Source organism: Sphingomonas sp. CCH9-F2, from assembly GCF_001556735.1.
GTDB classification, from domain to species: Bacteria; Pseudomonadota; Alphaproteobacteria; order Sphingomonadales; family Sphingomonadaceae; genus Sphingomonas; species Sphingomonas ginsenosidimutans.
Genome location: NZ_LSJO01000457.1, coordinates 1 through 14,340 on the forward strand (window position 1 = coordinate 1; position 14,340 = coordinate 14,340).

Annotated in this window: 15 protein-coding genes; 9 read left to right on the forward strand and 6 right to left on the reverse strand. The window is 70.0% G+C overall.

The annotated features are described in order from the left end of the window. The 4 genes from AX685_RS12615 to AX685_RS12630 all read left to right on the forward strand — a co-directional run. The coding region (locus tag AX685_RS12615; protein WP_197418608.1) for a thioredoxin family protein at positions 1–439 on the forward strand (439 nt) is incomplete at its 5' end. A 78-nt stretch (positions 440–517) separates the two neighbouring features. Further along, positions 518–2,017, forward strand: a complete 1,500-nt coding sequence (locus AX685_RS12620; protein ID WP_066489208.1) for a circularly permuted type 2 ATP-grasp protein — start codon at positions 518–520, stop codon at positions 2,015–2,017. Further along, entirely contained in the window at positions 2,017–2,955 is a 939-nt protein-coding gene (locus AX685_RS12625) for an alpha-E domain-containing protein (protein ID WP_066489211.1), read from the forward strand. The genes AX685_RS12620 and AX685_RS12625 overlap by 1 nt, the downstream gene beginning before the upstream one ends. A gap of 1 nt (position 2,956) precedes the next feature. Further along, a complete protein-coding gene (locus tag AX685_RS12630) occupies positions 2,957–3,754 on the forward strand; it encodes a transglutaminase family protein (protein WP_066489214.1) in 798 nt (265 codons plus the stop codon). A gap of 300 nt (positions 3,755–4,054) precedes the next feature. Here AX685_RS12630 and AX685_RS12635 read toward each other — a convergent pair whose 3' ends face one another. After that, entirely contained in the window at positions 4,055–4,801 is a 747-nt protein-coding gene (locus tag AX685_RS12635; protein WP_066489217.1) for an arginyltransferase, read from the reverse strand. A gap of 107 nt (positions 4,802–4,908) precedes the next feature. After that, positions 4,909–6,150 (reverse strand): threonine ammonia-lyase, encoded by a 1,242-nt coding sequence (locus AX685_RS12640; protein ID WP_066489220.1) that lies wholly within the window; start codon positions 6,148–6,150, stop codon positions 4,909–4,911. 84 nt (positions 6,151–6,234) lie between these two features. Here AX685_RS12640 and AX685_RS12645 point away from each other — a divergent pair, with 84 nt between their 5' ends. Next, the gene (locus tag AX685_RS12645; protein WP_066489223.1) at positions 6,235–7,071 is read left to right on the forward strand and encodes an NAD(P)-dependent oxidoreductase; all 837 of its coding nucleotides are present in this window, start codon (positions 6,235–6,237) and stop codon (positions 7,069–7,071) included. 86 nt (positions 7,072–7,157) lie between these two features. On the opposite strand, the gene AX685_RS12650 is transcribed toward AX685_RS12645, so the two are convergent. Further along, complete coding sequence (locus AX685_RS12650) at positions 7,158–7,919, reverse strand: DUF4163 domain-containing protein (RefSeq protein ID WP_066489226.1); 762 nt, start codon at positions 7,917–7,919, stop codon at positions 7,158–7,160. Positions 7,920–7,964: 45 nt separating this feature from the next. On the opposite strand from AX685_RS12650, the gene AX685_RS12655 reads away from it, so the two are divergent. Together AX685_RS12655 and AX685_RS12660 are read left to right on the forward strand one after the other, a co-directional pair. Further along, a complete protein-coding gene (locus AX685_RS12655) occupies positions 7,965–9,644 on the forward strand; it encodes an amidohydrolase (protein ID WP_066489249.1) in 1,680 nt (559 codons plus the stop codon). Then, entirely contained in the window at positions 9,629–9,943 is a 315-nt protein-coding gene (locus AX685_RS12660) for a putative quinol monooxygenase (protein ID WP_066489233.1), read from the forward strand. The genes AX685_RS12655 and AX685_RS12660 overlap by 16 nt, the downstream gene beginning before the upstream one ends. Positions 9,944–10,147: 204 nt before the next feature. Here the strand turns inward: AX685_RS12660 and mobA are convergent, their stop codons facing one another. Beyond that, a complete protein-coding gene (gene mobA / locus AX685_RS12665) occupies positions 10,148–10,687 on the reverse strand; it encodes a molybdenum cofactor guanylyltransferase (RefSeq protein ID WP_066489235.1) in 540 nt (179 codons plus the stop codon). A 414-nt stretch (positions 10,688–11,101) separates the two neighbouring features. Next, the gene (gene purB / locus AX685_RS12670; protein WP_066489236.1) at positions 11,102–12,415 is read right to left on the reverse strand and encodes an adenylosuccinate lyase; all 1,314 of its coding nucleotides are present in this window, start codon (positions 12,413–12,415) and stop codon (positions 11,102–11,104) included. Positions 12,416–12,527: 112 nt separating this feature from the next. Here purB and AX685_RS12675 point away from each other — a divergent pair, with 112 nt between their 5' ends. Next, a complete protein-coding gene (locus AX685_RS12675) occupies positions 12,528–12,848 on the forward strand; it encodes a hypothetical protein (protein WP_156445791.1) in 321 nt (106 codons plus the stop codon). 9 nt (positions 12,849–12,857) lie between these two features. On the opposite strand, the gene radC is transcribed toward AX685_RS12675, so the two are convergent. Next, positions 12,858–13,547 carry a RadC family protein gene (radC, locus tag AX685_RS12680; RefSeq protein ID WP_066489242.1) on the reverse strand — a complete coding sequence of 230 codons (690 nt, stop codon included), beginning with the start codon at positions 13,545–13,547 and terminating at the stop codon, positions 12,858–12,860. A gap of 98 nt (positions 13,548–13,645) precedes the next feature. Here radC and AX685_RS12685 point away from each other — a divergent pair. Then, on the forward strand, positions 13,646–14,340 hold a 695-nt coding region (locus AX685_RS12685), incomplete at its 3' end, for an intermembrane phospholipid transport protein YdbH family protein (protein WP_443026259.1).

Sequence of the window (14,340 nt, forward strand, 5' to 3'; positions counted from 1 at the left end):
GCGTGCGGGCTGGGCGATCGCGCTGGCGGCGGTGCCGGCGCTGGCCGCAACGCTGCTGCTGCATCCCGCCGCTGTTCGCGCGGAGCCGGGCGGCGTGCCGGGTGCCGAGCCGTTCGGCGCGGCGCGGCTGGCGGCGCTTCGCGCGGAGGGGCGGCCGGTGTTCGCCTATTTCACCGCCGACTGGTGCCTGACGTGCAAGGTCAACGAAAAGGCGGCGATCGAAACCGCCACCGTCGCCGACGCCTTCGCCAAGGGAAAGGTCGCGGTGCTGGTCGGCGACTGGACCGACGGCGATCCGGCGCTGGGCCGCTTCATCGAGGCGCACAACCGCGCCGGCGTGCCGCTGTACCTGTGGTACCCGAAGGGCGCGGCCACCCCGCGCGTCCTGCCGCAGGTGCTGACGCCCGCGATGCTGGCCTCCTTACCGTCCGGCGGGTGACGTGCGCATTTCCCTTGTGCGGTGCATCAAAGTGACGCAGCATGCGGCGAAATCGCCACACAAGCGTTACGAGGGCCGATGGGGACACAGGCGTTCGATGAAATCATGGGGGCGGGCGGCCAAGACGGCGCGCGCCCCGAGCTGGCCGATCTTTGCCGCTGGCTGGACGAAACGCCTCCCGACGAGTTGCGCCGACGACAGCATTCCGCCGAAACCACTTTCCGCCAGCTGGGCATCACCTTCGCCGTCTATGGCGAGAGCGAGGCGAGCGAGCGGATCATCCCGTTCGATATCGTGCCGCGCATCTTCCTGGCCGACGAATGGGAACGGCTCTCCGCCGGGTTGATCCAGCGGGTGGAGGCGATCAACGCCTTCCTGGTCGACATCTATGGCGAGCGCCGCATCCTGAGGGAAGGCGTGCTGCCCGCCGACCTGATCCTGGGCAATCCGCAGTTCCGGCCGGAGGTGGCCGGCATCCGCCCGCCGCACGACGTCTGGGCGCATATCTGCGGCATCGACCTGGTGCGTACCGGGCCGGACGAATTCTTCGTGCTGGAGGACAATGCCCGCACGCCCAGCGGGGTCAGCTACATGCTGGAAAACCGCGAGGCGATGGTGCGGCTGTGCCCGGAGCTGTTCGCGAAATTCCGCGTCGCGGCGGTCGACAGCTATCCCGACATGCTGCTGGAGACGATGAAGTCGGTGGCGCCGCGCGGCTGCGGGCAAAACCCCAATTGCGTCGTCCTGACCCCCGGCCATTACAATTCCGCCTATTACGAACACAGTTTCCTGGCCGATTCGATGGGGATCGAACTGGTCGAGGCGGCCGATCTGGTGGTGGACGACGACGTCGTGTTCATGCGCACCATTGCGGGGCGCGTGAAGGTGGACGTGATCTATCGCCGCGTCGACGACGACTTCCTCGATCCGCTGGTGTTCCGCCCCGATTCGATGCTGGGCGTGCCGGGGCTGATCGCCGCTTATGCCGCGGGCAATGTCGCGATCCTCAACGCGCCGGGCAACGGCATCGCCGACGACAAGGCGATTTACAGCTATATGCCGGAGATTGTGAAATTCTATTCCGGGGGCGCGCCGACGCTGCCCAATGTCGAGACGTATCGCTGCCGCGAACCGGACGCGCTTCGCTACGTCCTCGATCACCTCGACGAACTGGTGGTCAAGCTGGTCGACGGATCTGGCGGCTATGGCATGCTGGTCGGCCCGACCGCGTCGCGCGCCGAGATCGAGCGGTTCCGCGCTGCGCTGATCGCCGAGCCGCATCGCTATATCGCGCAGCCGACGCTGGCGCTGTCGACCGTGCCGACGCTGGTGGAACAGGGCGTCGCGCCGCGCCACGTCGATTTCCGCCCGTTCCTGCTGACGGGATCGCGCGGGGTGCAGGTGGTGCCCGGCGGGCTGACGCGCGTCGCGCTGCGCGAAGGGTCGCTGGTGGTCAATTCGTCGCAGGGCGGCGGCACCAAGGACAGTTTCGTGCTGCTGCCCGAACACGCGCGCGGCGGCGGGATGACGCAGGCGATGGGCGGCATGACCCAGACGATCGGCGGGGGGCTGGCCTGATGCTCAGCCGGACCGCCGCTTCGCTCTACTGGCTGGGGCGCTATGTCGAACGGGCCGATTTCATCGCGCGGCTGGTGGAGGCGACGCTGCGCCTCGACGTGCTGTCGCCGCGATCGGCGGGCGAGGATGCGTGGCGATCCGCGCTGGCGGTCACCGATACCGAGGACGGCTTCGCCGCCAGCGGCGCGGTGCTGGCGCGCGAATCGGTCGCGCGGTTCCTGCTGAGCGATTCAGCGCATCCGGGATCGATCCTGCGCTGCCTGGCGATGGCGCGCGACAATGCCCGCGCGGTGCGCACCGCGCTGACGCGCGAGGCGTGGCAGGCGATCAACGGCGCGTGGCTGATCTTCGACCAGCAGGTGCGGCGGCTCGATTCGAACACCACGCTGGCGGTGGTCGAGGCGGTGAAGGCCGAGACGCGCGGGTTCGAGGGCGCGGTGCACCGGATGCTGCGCAACCAGACCACGCTGTTCATCCGGCTGGGACAGGCGGTGGAGCGCACCGACAATACCGCGCGGCTGCTGGACGTGAAATATCACATCCTGCTGCCCGAGGGTGAGCGCGTCGGCGGCACCGTCGATCGCGACCAGTGGACCACGATCCTGCAAACCGTCAGCGCGGTGACCGCCTATCGCTGGCTGTACAGCGACGGGCTGAACCCTGCCAATGTCATCGACCTGCTGCTGTCGCGCGCCGAGCTGCCGCGCAGCCTGGCCGCGTCGATGGAGGAGACGGTGATCGCGCTCACCGGCCTTGCCAAATCGAGCGGCACGCAAGGGGCGGCGGACCGCATGGCCCGCAACCGCCAGGCGCGCGCCGCGCGCACCCGCACCGGCGACGTGATCGCCGCCGGACTCCACCAGCACCTGCAGGCGCTGATCGTCGAGAACGCCCAGCTTCACGACGCGATCGGCCGGCAATTCAAGTTCCATCACTGACATGCGCCTGTCGATCGACCATCGCACCACCTATCGCTTCACCAAGCCGCAGGGACGGATCGTGCAGCTGCTGCGCGTCACGCCGGGCAATACCCACGACCAGACCGTCGCCGAATGGCACATCTCGGTCGATTGCGACGCGCGGCTGCGCGAACATCGCGACGGCTTCGGCAACCGCACGACGATGCTGTATGCCGAAGGGCCGCTCGACCGGCTGGAGATCGCGGTGTCGGGCGAGGTGGTGACCAGCCATTCCGACGGCGTGCTGCACGGCACGTTCGAGCCGCTGCCCCCCGCGGTGTTCCTGCGCAGCACGCCGGTGACCGATGCGGGCGAGGTGCTGGCCGGGTTCGCCCATCGCATGACCGAGGGGCATTCGCCGCTGGGGGCGTTGCACGCGCTCAACCGCGCGCTGCACGAGCGATTCGCGCTCGACAAGGGGCGGCCGGACCCGGGGCTGACCGTCGACGACGCCTTCGCCCGCGACACCGCGACGCCGCGCGATCTGGCGCAGATGTTCGTCGCCTGCGCGCGCTCGCTCGACATTCCCGCGCGCTACGTCACCGGTTATTGCGACCTGCAGGACGGTCGCCGCCCGACGCCGCACGGCTGGGCCGACGGCTGGGTGGAGGGGATCGGCTGGATCGGCTTCGACCCGACGCTGGCGCTGTCGCCGGAGGAGCACCACGTCCGCATCGCGGTGGCGCTCGACGCCGCGGGCTGCGCCCCCGTCGCCGGATCGCGGCTGGGCGAGGGCGAGGAATGCCTGGACGTCGAGGTGCGCGTCAGCGGGCAATAGCGGCCGGCAGCCCGTCCGGCCTTCGTCATCCCGGCGAGGGCGTTGCGAACCTCTTTTCCGTCATGCCGGACCTGTTCCGGCATCCACCGAACCGCGCACCCACAAGCCGGTGGTCGGGCGGAGCGGAGGACCCCGGAACGGGTCCGGGGCGACGATCGTGCGGGAACGTGCCGCCGCTCCCGTCATCCCAGTGGAAGCTGGGATATTCCCGTTTGCGGGCGCGTCGCCAGGCCGCGGGAGACCCCGGCCTTCGCTGGGGTGACGCATGGGTTCGGGCAACGGCGGCGCCAGCCTATCCCCTCAGCCGGCATCCTCGTCGGACAGCAGTGTCCAGCCGCGCGGGCCGAGCATCTCCATCGGGCGATAGCGCGCCTTGTATGCCATGCGCGGCGATCCCTTCACCCAATAGCCGAGATAGACATAGGGCAGCCCCGCCTCGCGCGTGCGGGCGATATGGTCGAGGATGATGAAATTGCCCAGCGCCGGGCGCGCGTCCTCATCGGTCGCGAAGAAGCTGTAGATCATCGACAGCCCGTCCGCCTGCCGGTCGGTCAGGCAGCAGCCGATCAGCCGCCCCGGCACGCCGCCGCGCCCCGGCTCGCGATATTCGACGATCACCGAATTGACCGGTGATTGTTCGACCATGTCAGCATAGTCCATCTCGTCCATGCCGGCCATGCCGCCGCCGGGATGCCGCGACGCCAGGTATCCGCGCAGCAGCTGATATTGCTCGTCGGTGGCCCAGGGGCGGCAGGCGGTCACCTCCAGGTCGGCGTGGCGGCGCAGCAGCTTGCGCTGCGTCGCATTCGGCTCGAACTGGTGGCTGAGCACGCGCACCGACAGGCAGGCGCTGCACCCAGCGCAGCTCGGGCGATAGGCGACCGACTGGCTGCGGCGGAAACCGATGCGGCTCAGCGCGTCGTTCAGCTCGGTGGCATTCGGGCCGGACAGTTCGGTGAACACCTTCCGCTCCTGCCGCCCGGGCAGATACGGGCAGGGCTGCGGGCTGGTGACGAAGAAGCGCGGGAATCGGAAGGGCGCTGTCACCGGTCGTCTGGTCCCCGTGGCGCGCCCGGTGCGGGCGCGCGTCGCCCCTATATATCGGCCCGGACGCGCGCGGTGAAAAGCCGCTTAACCATCTTTTGCGTGGCGCGTCAGGCGTGCTCCACCGCCTTGACGTCGAACCCCGCGGCGGTCAGCGCGGCGATCAGCTGGTCCAGATGCGCGCGGTCGCGCGTCTCGCACTCGATGTCGGTGACCAGCCCCTTGGCGGGCAGCGTGGTGAACACGCGCTGGTGATACACCTCGATGATGTTGACGCGTTCCTGGTCGAAGATGCGCGCGACGTTGAACAGCGCGCCCGGCTGATCCTGCAACCGCAGCCTGAGCCGCGCCAGCCGGCCCGAGCGCGCCAGATCGCGCAGCAGCACGTTGGCGAGCAGCCGCGTGTCGATGTTGCCGCCGCACAGCACGACGCCGACGGTCTTGCCGCGGAACCGCTCGGGATGCGCCAGCAGCGCGGCAAGGCCCGCGGCGCCTGCGCCCTCCACCACCGTCTTCTCGATCTGGAGCAGCAGGCTGACCGCTTCCTCCAGCGACCGTTCGGACACCAGCACGATTTCGTCCACCAGCGCGCGCACCATCTGCGACGTGATCCGGCCGGGTTCCTTGACCGCGATCCCCTCCGCCAGCGTATCGCCCGCGCACGGCATGTCGGTGCCATTGAGGCGGTTGTACATCGACGGGAACAGCTCCGCCTCCACGCCGACGATCTCGATCGGGCGGCCCGCGGCGCGCGCGACCGTCGCCATGCCGGAGATCAGCCCGCCGCCGCCGATCGGCACCACCAACATGTCGATGTCGGGCGCATCGGCCAGCATCTCGACCGCGACGGTTCCCTGCCCCGCGATGACGCGCGGATCGTCGAACGGGTGGATGAAGGTGAAGCCGCGCTCCGCCTCCAGCAGGCGCGCGTGCGCATAGGCGGCGTCGAACGTGTCGCCTTCCAGGATCACGTCGGCGCCGTGGCCCTGTGTCTGCACCACCTTCACGATCGGGGTGTTGCGCGGCATCACGATCGTCGCGGGCACGCCCAGCCGGTTGGCGTGATAGGCCAGCCCCTGCGCATGATTGCCCGCCGACGCGGCGATCACGCCCTTCTGCTTGGCTTCGTCCGACAGCAGCATCAGCGTGTTGAGCGCGCCACGTTCCTTGTAGGCGGCGGTGAACTGCAGGTTCTCGAACTTCAGGTACACGGTCGCGCCGGTCAGCTTCGACAGCGTGCGGCTGATGAGCGTGGGCGTGCGCACGATCATGTCGCCGATCCGCGCATGCGCGGCGCGCACGTCGTCGATGGACACGGGAAGGGCGGGATCGGTCGCGTACTGGGTAGCCATCACGACCGCCTAGCGGATCGCGGCCACGGGATAAAGCCGATCGCCGCTGGCGGCGGCGGGGGCGACCGCTTAAGGCATGGCGCCATGAAGATCGCATTCATCGGCACCGGGGTGATGGGCGCCCCCATGGCGCGGCACCTGGCGGCGGCCGGGCACGACGTCACCGTCTACAACCGCACCCGCGCCAAGGCGGAGGCGACCGGGCTGGCGGTGGCCGATACGCCCGCGGTGGCGGCGCGCGGCGCGGCGGCGGTCGTCACCTGCGTCGGCAACGATGCCGATCTGGAGGCGGTGACGCTGGGGGCGGGTGGCGCCTTTTCCGCAATGGCGGACGATGCGGTGTTCATCGACCATACCACCGTGTCCGCCGGCATCGCGCGGCGGCTGGCGGCGGCGCGCGCGCTGTCGGTCGACGCGCCGGTATCGGGCGGGCAGGCGGGCGCGGAGGCGGGCAAGCTGTCGATCATGTGCGGCGGGTCCGCCGACGCGCTGGCGAAGGCGGAGCCGGTGATGCAGGCCTATGCCGCGCGGATCGTCCATGTCGGCGCTGCTGGCGCGGGGCAGCAGACCAAGATGGTCAACCAGATATGCATCGCGGGCGTGTTGCAGGGCGTGGCGGAGGGCTTGCGCTTCGCCCAGAAGAGCGGGCTGGACCTCGACAAGGTGCTGGAGGCGGTGTCGGGCGGCGCGGCGCAGAGCTGGCAGATGGTCAACCGCTGGGACAGCATGGCCGAGGGCCGGTTTGACTTCGGCTTCGCGATCGACTGGATGCGCAAGGACCTGGGGCTGGCGCTGGACGAGGCGAAGGCGAACGGCGCGGTGTTGCCGGTGACCGCGCTGGTCGACCAATTCTATGCCGAGGTACAGGCGATGGGCGGCGCGCGGCAGGACACCAGCGCGCTGGTACGGCGGCTGCCGTAGGGCGCGCGATCCGGCGGGAGGCCCCAGCTTTCGCTGGACGACGGGTGGGCGAAAACGTCGCCCCTGCGCAGGCAGGGGCCTCCCCGTTATGTCGCGCCGTTCCCGCCCACCGCGAACGCCCCGCGCCATTCCGGCTTCACGATGCGCAGCAGCGCCGGCGTGACCGGCAGCGTCACCTCGTACATGCCCTCCACATAGGCGCCGGCGACATATTGCCCCGCGATCAACCCGATCCGATCGATCGCGCGGCGGTTGGTGGAGCCGAGCAGCAGCGTCAGCTTGTCGATCGTGGGGCAGGGGAATACCGGATCGACGCCGGGGTCCTCGCCCAGCCGCTTCGTCCGCTCCGCCTTGAGCTTCGCGCACCAGGTCGCGCCGAGCAGGTCCTGCAACGCCGCCGCGGAGGTGAACATCGCGCGCGGATCGACACGGCGCTGGCGTGCCTTGTCCCATACGATCGTGTCGAGCAGCGTGCCGCCATGCGCGCCGCCGGTGAAGCGGTAGGTTTCGCCCGACAGGCTCAGCAGCTGCGGCGTCTCCGTTACCACCGCCCAGTGGCGCGCGGCATCGTGCGGATGGAACGGATAGTCGTTCTTCGTCGCCTCGCGCCGATCCTCCTGCGCGGTGCGGCGCGCGTCGGCCTCGAACCGGATGCGGTCCTGGTCCAGCCAGCGGCGCAGCGGCGCGATGCGCGCGGCGGCGGCGGGATAGCCGTAGCTGAAATCGACCAGCGCGTCGTTGCGCTTCACCTCCACCGCGCCGGCCGCGCGCGGTGCCGCCGCGATCGGGATCGCCGCTCCCATCGCCAGCGCCAGCCCCAGGCCAGCCCAACCCCGTGCGTACCGCATCACCTGCCCTCGCCAAAAACCCTCTGCCGCCATATGGCAGGCAATATGAACCGACGCCAAATTCTTCGCCTGACCGGTGCGCTCGCCGGCCTGTCCTCGCTCGCGCTGCCGTTAGCCGCGGGGGCGGATGCGCTGATCGACAATGTCGCTGGCATGACGCTCGACCGCGACGGGCGCGTCGTGCGGTTCCAGGCGATGGTGATCGATGCGCAGGGCAAGGTCGTGCGGCTGGTCCCGGTCGGCGAGCAGCCGCCGAAGCGGACCAAGAAGAATCCCGGCCCCACCTATGACTGGCGCGCCGACATGAAGGGGCGGGTGGTGATGCCCGGCATGATCGACGCGCACGGGCACGTCATCGCGCAGGGGCTGGCGCTGCTGGCCCTCGACCTGTCGGACACGCGATCGCTGGCGGAGGCGCAGAAGAAGATCGCCGATTATGCGCGCGCCAACCCGGAACGCGCGTGGATCGTCGGGCGCGGCTGGAACCAGGAACAATGGGGGCTGGGGCGCTTTCCCACCGCCGCCGATCTCGACGCCGCGGTGCCGGGCCGGCCGGTGTGGCTGGAACGCGCCGACGGCCATGCCGGCTGGGCCAACAGCGCCGCGCTGAAGGCCGCCGGCATCACCGCCGCCACCGCCGCGCCGGCGGGCGGGCGTGTCGAAAAGCCGCTGGGCGTGCTGGTCGACAATGCCATGTCGCTGATGGACCGCGCGTTGCCCAAGGTGGGGGCGAAGGACCGCACCGCCGCGTTCCTGGCGGCGCAGCAGCTGCTGCTGCGCGACGGCATCACCGCGGTCGCCGACATGGGCACGTCGCTGGACGACTGGATGACCTATCGCCGGATGGGCGACATCGGCGCGCTGCGCGTGCGGATCATGTCCTATGCCGCCGGGATCGACACCACCGTCGCGATCGGCGGGACCGGGCCGACGCCGTGGCTGTACGACGATCGCCTGCGGCTGGCAGGGGTGAAGCTGTTCGCGGACGGCGCGCTGGGATCGCGCGGCGCATGGCTGAAGGCGCCCTATGCCGATGCCCCGGGGGAGCGCGGACTGGGCTTCCTGACCGACGACCAGTTGCAGAATCTGATGAGCCGCGCGGCAATGGACGGCTACCAGATCGCAGTCCATGCGATCGGCGATCGCGCCAACAAACAGGCGATCGACGCCATCGCCGAGCTGTCCGCGACCTACAAGGGCGACCGGCGCTGGCGGATCGAACATGCGCAGGTGGTCGACCCGGCCGACATGCCCGCGTTCGGCCGCTACGGCATCATCGCCTCGGTCCAGCCGATCCACGCCACCAGCGACCGGGTGATGGCCGAGGCGCGACTGGGCGAGGCGCGGCTCGCGGGCGCCTATGCGTGGAAATCGCTGATGAACAACGGCGCGAAGCTGGCGTTCGGGTCGGACTTCCCGGTGGAGAAGCCCGATCCCTGGGCGAACTGGGCGGCGGCGTTCACCCGCACCGGCGCGGACGGGCAGCCCGCCGGCGGGTGGCGCCCCGAAGAGGCGGTGACGCGCGAACAGGCATGGTGGGGCTTCACCGGCGGGGCGAGCTTCGCCGGCTTCGCCGAGGCGAAGTTCGGCATCCTGGCGCCGGGGCAGCGCGCCGACTTCATCATCGTCGACCGCGACCCGCTGGCCGCCACGCCTGAGGCGCTGCGCCAGACGCAGGTGATCGAGACGTGGATCGGCGGGCAGCGGGCATGGGCGCGCAAGTGACGCTGGTGATCCTGGGCACGTTCCGCGTGCCGCCGGACCGGCTCGGCACGGCGCGCGGCGCAATGGCACGGATGATCGCCGCCAGCCGCGCCGAGGACGGCTGCCTCGATTACGCCTATGCCGAGGATGTGCACGAACCGGGACTGATCCGGGTCAGCGAGGTGTGGCGCGACCGCGCATCGCTCGCCCGCCACATGGCGAGCGCGCATCTGGCGGAATGGCGCGCCGAATGGCCCGCGCTGGGCATCGGCGAGCGCGACCTGCGATGGTACGCGGCGGGCGACGCCGAACCGGCGTGAGGGCGGTCGGGCGCGACGTCGCGCATGTGAGGAGGGACCGGAACGGAGGCGAGACTCGCTCCGCCCCCCCTCGCCATTCGTCACCCCGGACCTGTTCCGGGGTCCATGGTGCCAGGAAATCAGTCGATTGCGAGTTTGCGGCGCGATGGATGCCGGAACGAGTCCGGCATGACGGTGGGGCCTCAAGCTCCCGCGCTCATCCACCTATCCCCGCACTGCGCCGTCCAGCCGTGCCAGATCGTCCGGCGTATTGACGTTCGCGAGGACGGCGCCCGGTAGCACCGCGACCGCGCCTGCCTCGCGCGCCCAGCCGCGGATCGAGCGGTCGCCGCCGGCGGACAGGCGATCCAGCAGCGGCGCGGCCAGCCGCACCGGCCACAGCCCGACGGTGGGCGCCTCCGCGGCATGGGCCGCGTCCTGCCCCAGCAGCGCGGCGACCAGCGCAGGCGGCAGGCGGGGTGTGTCGCAGGCGGTGGTCAGCACCGCGTCGAATCCCTCGCGGGCGGCCACCTCCAGCGCCCCGGCGATGCCCCCGAGCGGGCCGAGGTCGGGGTAGGGTAGGTCGGGGGCGGTGCGCACGCGCGCGTCGGTGCGGCCGACGACCAGCAGGTCGGCGACATGCGGTGACAGGCTGGCGAGCGCATGGTCGATCAACGCGGTGTCGCGCCACGTCGCCAGCGCCTTGTCGCTGCCGAAGCGCGAGGAACGGCCACCCGCCAGGACGGCGCCGAGGATGCGGATCATGCCGGCACTGTCGCAGCCGGCGCGCGAAAGGGGAAGCCCGTTACCGCCCGCTAACCGCCGCGCTGAACGGCGCGGGGGTCGGGGGGCGGTGGTGGGCCGATGGATCAGATCGTGGTCAGGACCACGCCGACCACCAGCGCCTGAGCCGCGATCGCCAGCGCGGTGCTGACGGCGGTTTCGAACGTGCGCATGATGGGTCTCCTGTGCCGGATAGGTCCGACACGGCGCCATCTATGGATCGTTACGCTGCGGCGCAACAAACGTGCGCAACAATCTTGCTTGCACTTGTTGCAATCACGTGACGGAAGTGTGGCATTCTTGCGACACCGGGTGGGCGTCTCGTGGAAGCGCGGTCCTTGCCCGTTACCTTGTCATGCCGGAACACGTCCGGCACGACGACGGGGTTGAGCCTCTTCAGCCGCCGAACACCCGGTCGAAGATCGTGTCGACGTGCTTGAAATGATAGCCCAGGTCGAATTTCTCGTCGATTTGCGCCGGGGACAGCGCGGCGGTGACTTCCGGGTCAGCCTTCAGCAGTTCCTGCAACGACAGCTTCCCGTCCGATTCCCACACCTTCATCGCGTTGCGCTGGACCAGCCGGTACGAATCCTCGCGGCTGACCCCCGCCTGCGTCAGCGCCAGCAGCACGCGCTGCGAATGGACGAGGCCGCCCATCCGGTCGAGGTTCTTCTGCATCCGCTCGGGGTAGACCAGCAGCTTGTCGACCACCCCGGTCAGCCGCGCCAGCGCGAAGTCGAGCGTGATCGTCGCGTCCGGCCCGATATAGCGTTCGACCGACGAATGGCTGATGTCGCGTTCGTGCCACAGCGCGACATTCTCCAGTGCGGGGGTGACATAGCCGCGCACCATCCGGGCCAGCCCGGTCAGATTCTCGGTCAGCACCGGGTTGCGCTTGTGCGGCATCGCCGACGACCCCTTCTGGCCGGGGGAGAAATATTCCTCCGCCTCCAGCACCTCGGTGCGTTGCAGGTGGCGCACTTCGGTCGCGACGCGCTCGACCGAGCTGGCGATGACGCCCAGCGTGGCGAAGAACATCGCGTGGCGATCGCGCGGGATCACCTGGGTAGAGACCGGCTCGATCGCGAGGCCGAGCTTGCCCGCGACATGTTCCTCGACGCGCGGATCGACATTGGCGAAGGTGCCGACCGCGCCGGAAATCGCGCAGGTGGCGATATCCTCGCGCGCCGCGACCAACCGCGTGCGGTGGCGCGAGAATTCGGCATGCGCCTGCGCCAGCTTCAGCCCGAACGTCACCGGCTCGGCATGGATGCCGTGGCTGCGCCCGATCGTCGGGGTCAGCTTGTGCTCCTTCGCGCGGCGTTCCAGCACCGCCAGCAGCGCGTCGATATCCGCGATCAGCAGGTCGGCGGCACGGGCCAGCTGCACCGACAGCGTGGTGTCTAGCACGTCGGAGGAGGTCATCCCCTGGTGCATGAAGCGCGCTTCATCGCCCACCTGCTCGGCGACCCAGGTCAGGAACGCGATCACGTCATGCTTGGTCACCGCCTCGATCGCGTCGATCGCGGCGACGTCGATCGCCGGCTTCGTCGCCCACCACGCCCACAGCGCCTGCGCCGCGCTCTTGGGCACCACGCCCAGCTCGGCGAGTGCGTCGGTGGCATGTGCCTCGATCTCGAACCAGATCGCGTAACGCGCCTCCGGCGTCCAGATCGCGGCCATGTCGGGGCGGGAATAGCGGGGGATCATCGGGCGGTTCCTGCACGGGGATAGGTGATCGCGCGCCGTTAGCAGTGTGCCGGGGGAGGGGCAAACGCGGGGATATATGCTACGAGCGCCGCGCGGTTTTACGGACGTAATCATGGCGGGATACCGACGCCGCATCCAGATGCCTACTGGGCTCATCATCCTCTCGGCGGAAAGTGGTTGCGTAGTCGCGTTCGCCCAGCGCACCCAAAACGATCAAACGATGATTGCCCAGAAACCCGCGACCTCGATCGGCACAGCGATGCAGGAACCGGACGGAACAATCGTTCTGTCACTCCGCGCAACGGGCGCAGCGGGAGCGTCGGGTGACGCCGTCGTTCGCTATCCGCCCAATGACCCGAATTACGCGGCAGTGAAGAAGCACATCGGATCGATCCCGGAAAACGGGTCGGTCGAGGTCAAACCCTTCCCGTAGATCAGCCGCCTAGATCAGCCCCTTGGCGCGCAGGCTTACCTGCCCGGCCGCGCCCACGATGATATGGTCGTGCACGACGATGTTCAGCGGCTTGCCCGCCGCGACGATCGCGCGGGTGATGTCGATGTCGGCGCGGCTGGGGGAGGGATCGCCCGAGGGGTGATTGTGGACCAGGATCAGCGCGGCGGATCCGATCTCCAGCGCGCGCTTGATGACTTCGCGCACGTGCACCGCGGCCTCGTCGATCGTCCCGCGCGACATCTGTTCGTCGCGGATCAGCATGTTGCGGGTGTTGAGGTGCAGGACGCGGAACTGCTCGATCGTGTCGTGCGCCAATGCGGCGTGCAGATAGTCGCGCAGCGCCTGCCAGTTGGACAGCAGCGGCGCTTCGCGCGTGCGAGCGCGGACCAGCCGGATCGAGGTGGCGTGCGCGATCTTGATCGCCGCCGCGGTCACGTCGCCCATGCCCTTCACGCGCATCAGCGATTGCGCGTCGGCGGCCAGCAATCCGCCGATCCCGCCGAATTCGTGCAGCAGCCGCTTGGCCAGATCCTTGGTATCCTGTCGCGGCAGCGCCACCGCCAGCAGATATTCGATCAGCTCGTGATCGTGCAGCCCCTCCGCATCGGCGAACAGGCGCGCGCGCAGCCGGGCGCGATGCCCCGAGGCATCGGTGACGGGGGCATCGGCATCCAGCATCGCGGCGCACGATATGCCGCCCCCGGCGGGCGCGCAATTGCGTGAGACGATCGGGCGGGGCTATGCATGGTGCGGATGATGCGGGTGGAGTGGCGTAGATGAGCACGGCGGCGGAACCGCCCCCGCCGGACGGGCGCACGGCCCGGCGCGGTCGCCGTGCGCTGGTCGCCGTGTCGGTGCTGGCGTTGGCCGCGGGCGCGGGCGTGTGGCTGTCGCGCGTGCCGATCGCGACGCAGGTCATCGACCGCGAACTGGCCACGCGCGGCGTGCCGGCGCGCTATCATATCAGCGACCTGGGGCTGGGGCGGCAGCGGCTGACGAACGTGGTGATCGGCGATCCGCGCGATCCCGATCTGGTGGCGGACTGGGTGGAGACGTCCACCGACGTCGGCCTGTCGGGCGCGCGCGTCGTCGCGGTGCGCGCCGGCCATGTGCGCGCGCGGGCGCGCTGGATCGACGGCAAGCTGTCGCTGGGCGCGATCGACCGGCTGCTGCCGCGTCCCACCGGCACGAGCGCGCCGTTCGCCTTGCCTGCGCTGTCGATCGACGTCGCCGATGCGCGCGCGCGGGTCGAGACGCCGGCGGGGGTCGTCGGCGTGAAGCTGACCGGGCGCGGGCGGCTGGACGACGGCTTCGCCGGCACGATCGCGGCGGTCGCGCCGCGCGTCGCGGCGGGTGGCTGCACGGTGGCGGACGCCCATGCCGTGCTGGCGGTCGCGATCCGCCGCGGTGCGCCGACGCTGACCGGGCCGGTCGGCGCCACGCGCGTCACCTGTGCCGGCGGGGTCGCGGC

Bases quoted from the DNA above. Each gene is read 5' to 3' on its own strand.
- purB (WP_066489236.1), bottom strand. From the start codon at position 12,415: ATGATCCCCCGCTATTCCCGCCCCGACATGGCCGCGATCTGGACGCCG.
- AX685_RS12655 (WP_066489249.1), top strand. From the start codon at position 7,965: ATGAACCGACGCCAAATTCTTCGCCTGACCGGTGCGCTCGCCGGCCTG.
- AX685_RS12660 (WP_066489233.1), top strand. From the start codon at position 9,629: ATGGGCGCGCAAGTGACGCTGGTGATCCTGGGCACGTTCCGCGTGCCG.
- AX685_RS12630 (WP_066489214.1), top strand. From the start codon at position 2,957: ATGCGCCTGTCGATCGACCATCGCACCACCTATCGCTTCACCAAGCCG.
- AX685_RS12620 (WP_066489208.1), top strand. From the start codon at position 518: ATGGGGACACAGGCGTTCGATGAAATCATGGGGGCGGGCGGCCAAGAC.
- mobA (WP_066489235.1), bottom strand. From the start codon at position 10,687: ATGATCCGCATCCTCGGCGCCGTCCTGGCGGGTGGCCGTTCCTCGCGC.
- radC (WP_066489242.1), bottom strand. From the start codon at position 13,547: ATGCTGGATGCCGATGCCCCCGTCACCGATGCCTCGGGGCATCGCGCC.
- AX685_RS12645 (WP_066489223.1), top strand. From the start codon at position 6,235: ATGAAGATCGCATTCATCGGCACCGGGGTGATGGGCGCCCCCATGGCG.
- AX685_RS12675 (WP_156445791.1), top strand. From the start codon at position 12,528: ATGGCGGGATACCGACGCCGCATCCAGATGCCTACTGGGCTCATCATC.
- AX685_RS12640 (WP_066489220.1), bottom strand. From the start codon at position 6,150: ATGGCTACCCAGTACGCGACCGATCCCGCCCTTCCCGTGTCCATCGAC.
- AX685_RS12625 (WP_066489211.1), top strand. From the start codon at position 2,017: ATGCTCAGCCGGACCGCCGCTTCGCTCTACTGGCTGGGGCGCTATGTC.
- AX685_RS12650 (WP_066489226.1), bottom strand. From the start codon at position 7,919: ATGCGGTACGCACGGGGTTGGGCTGGCCTGGGGCTGGCGCTGGCGATG.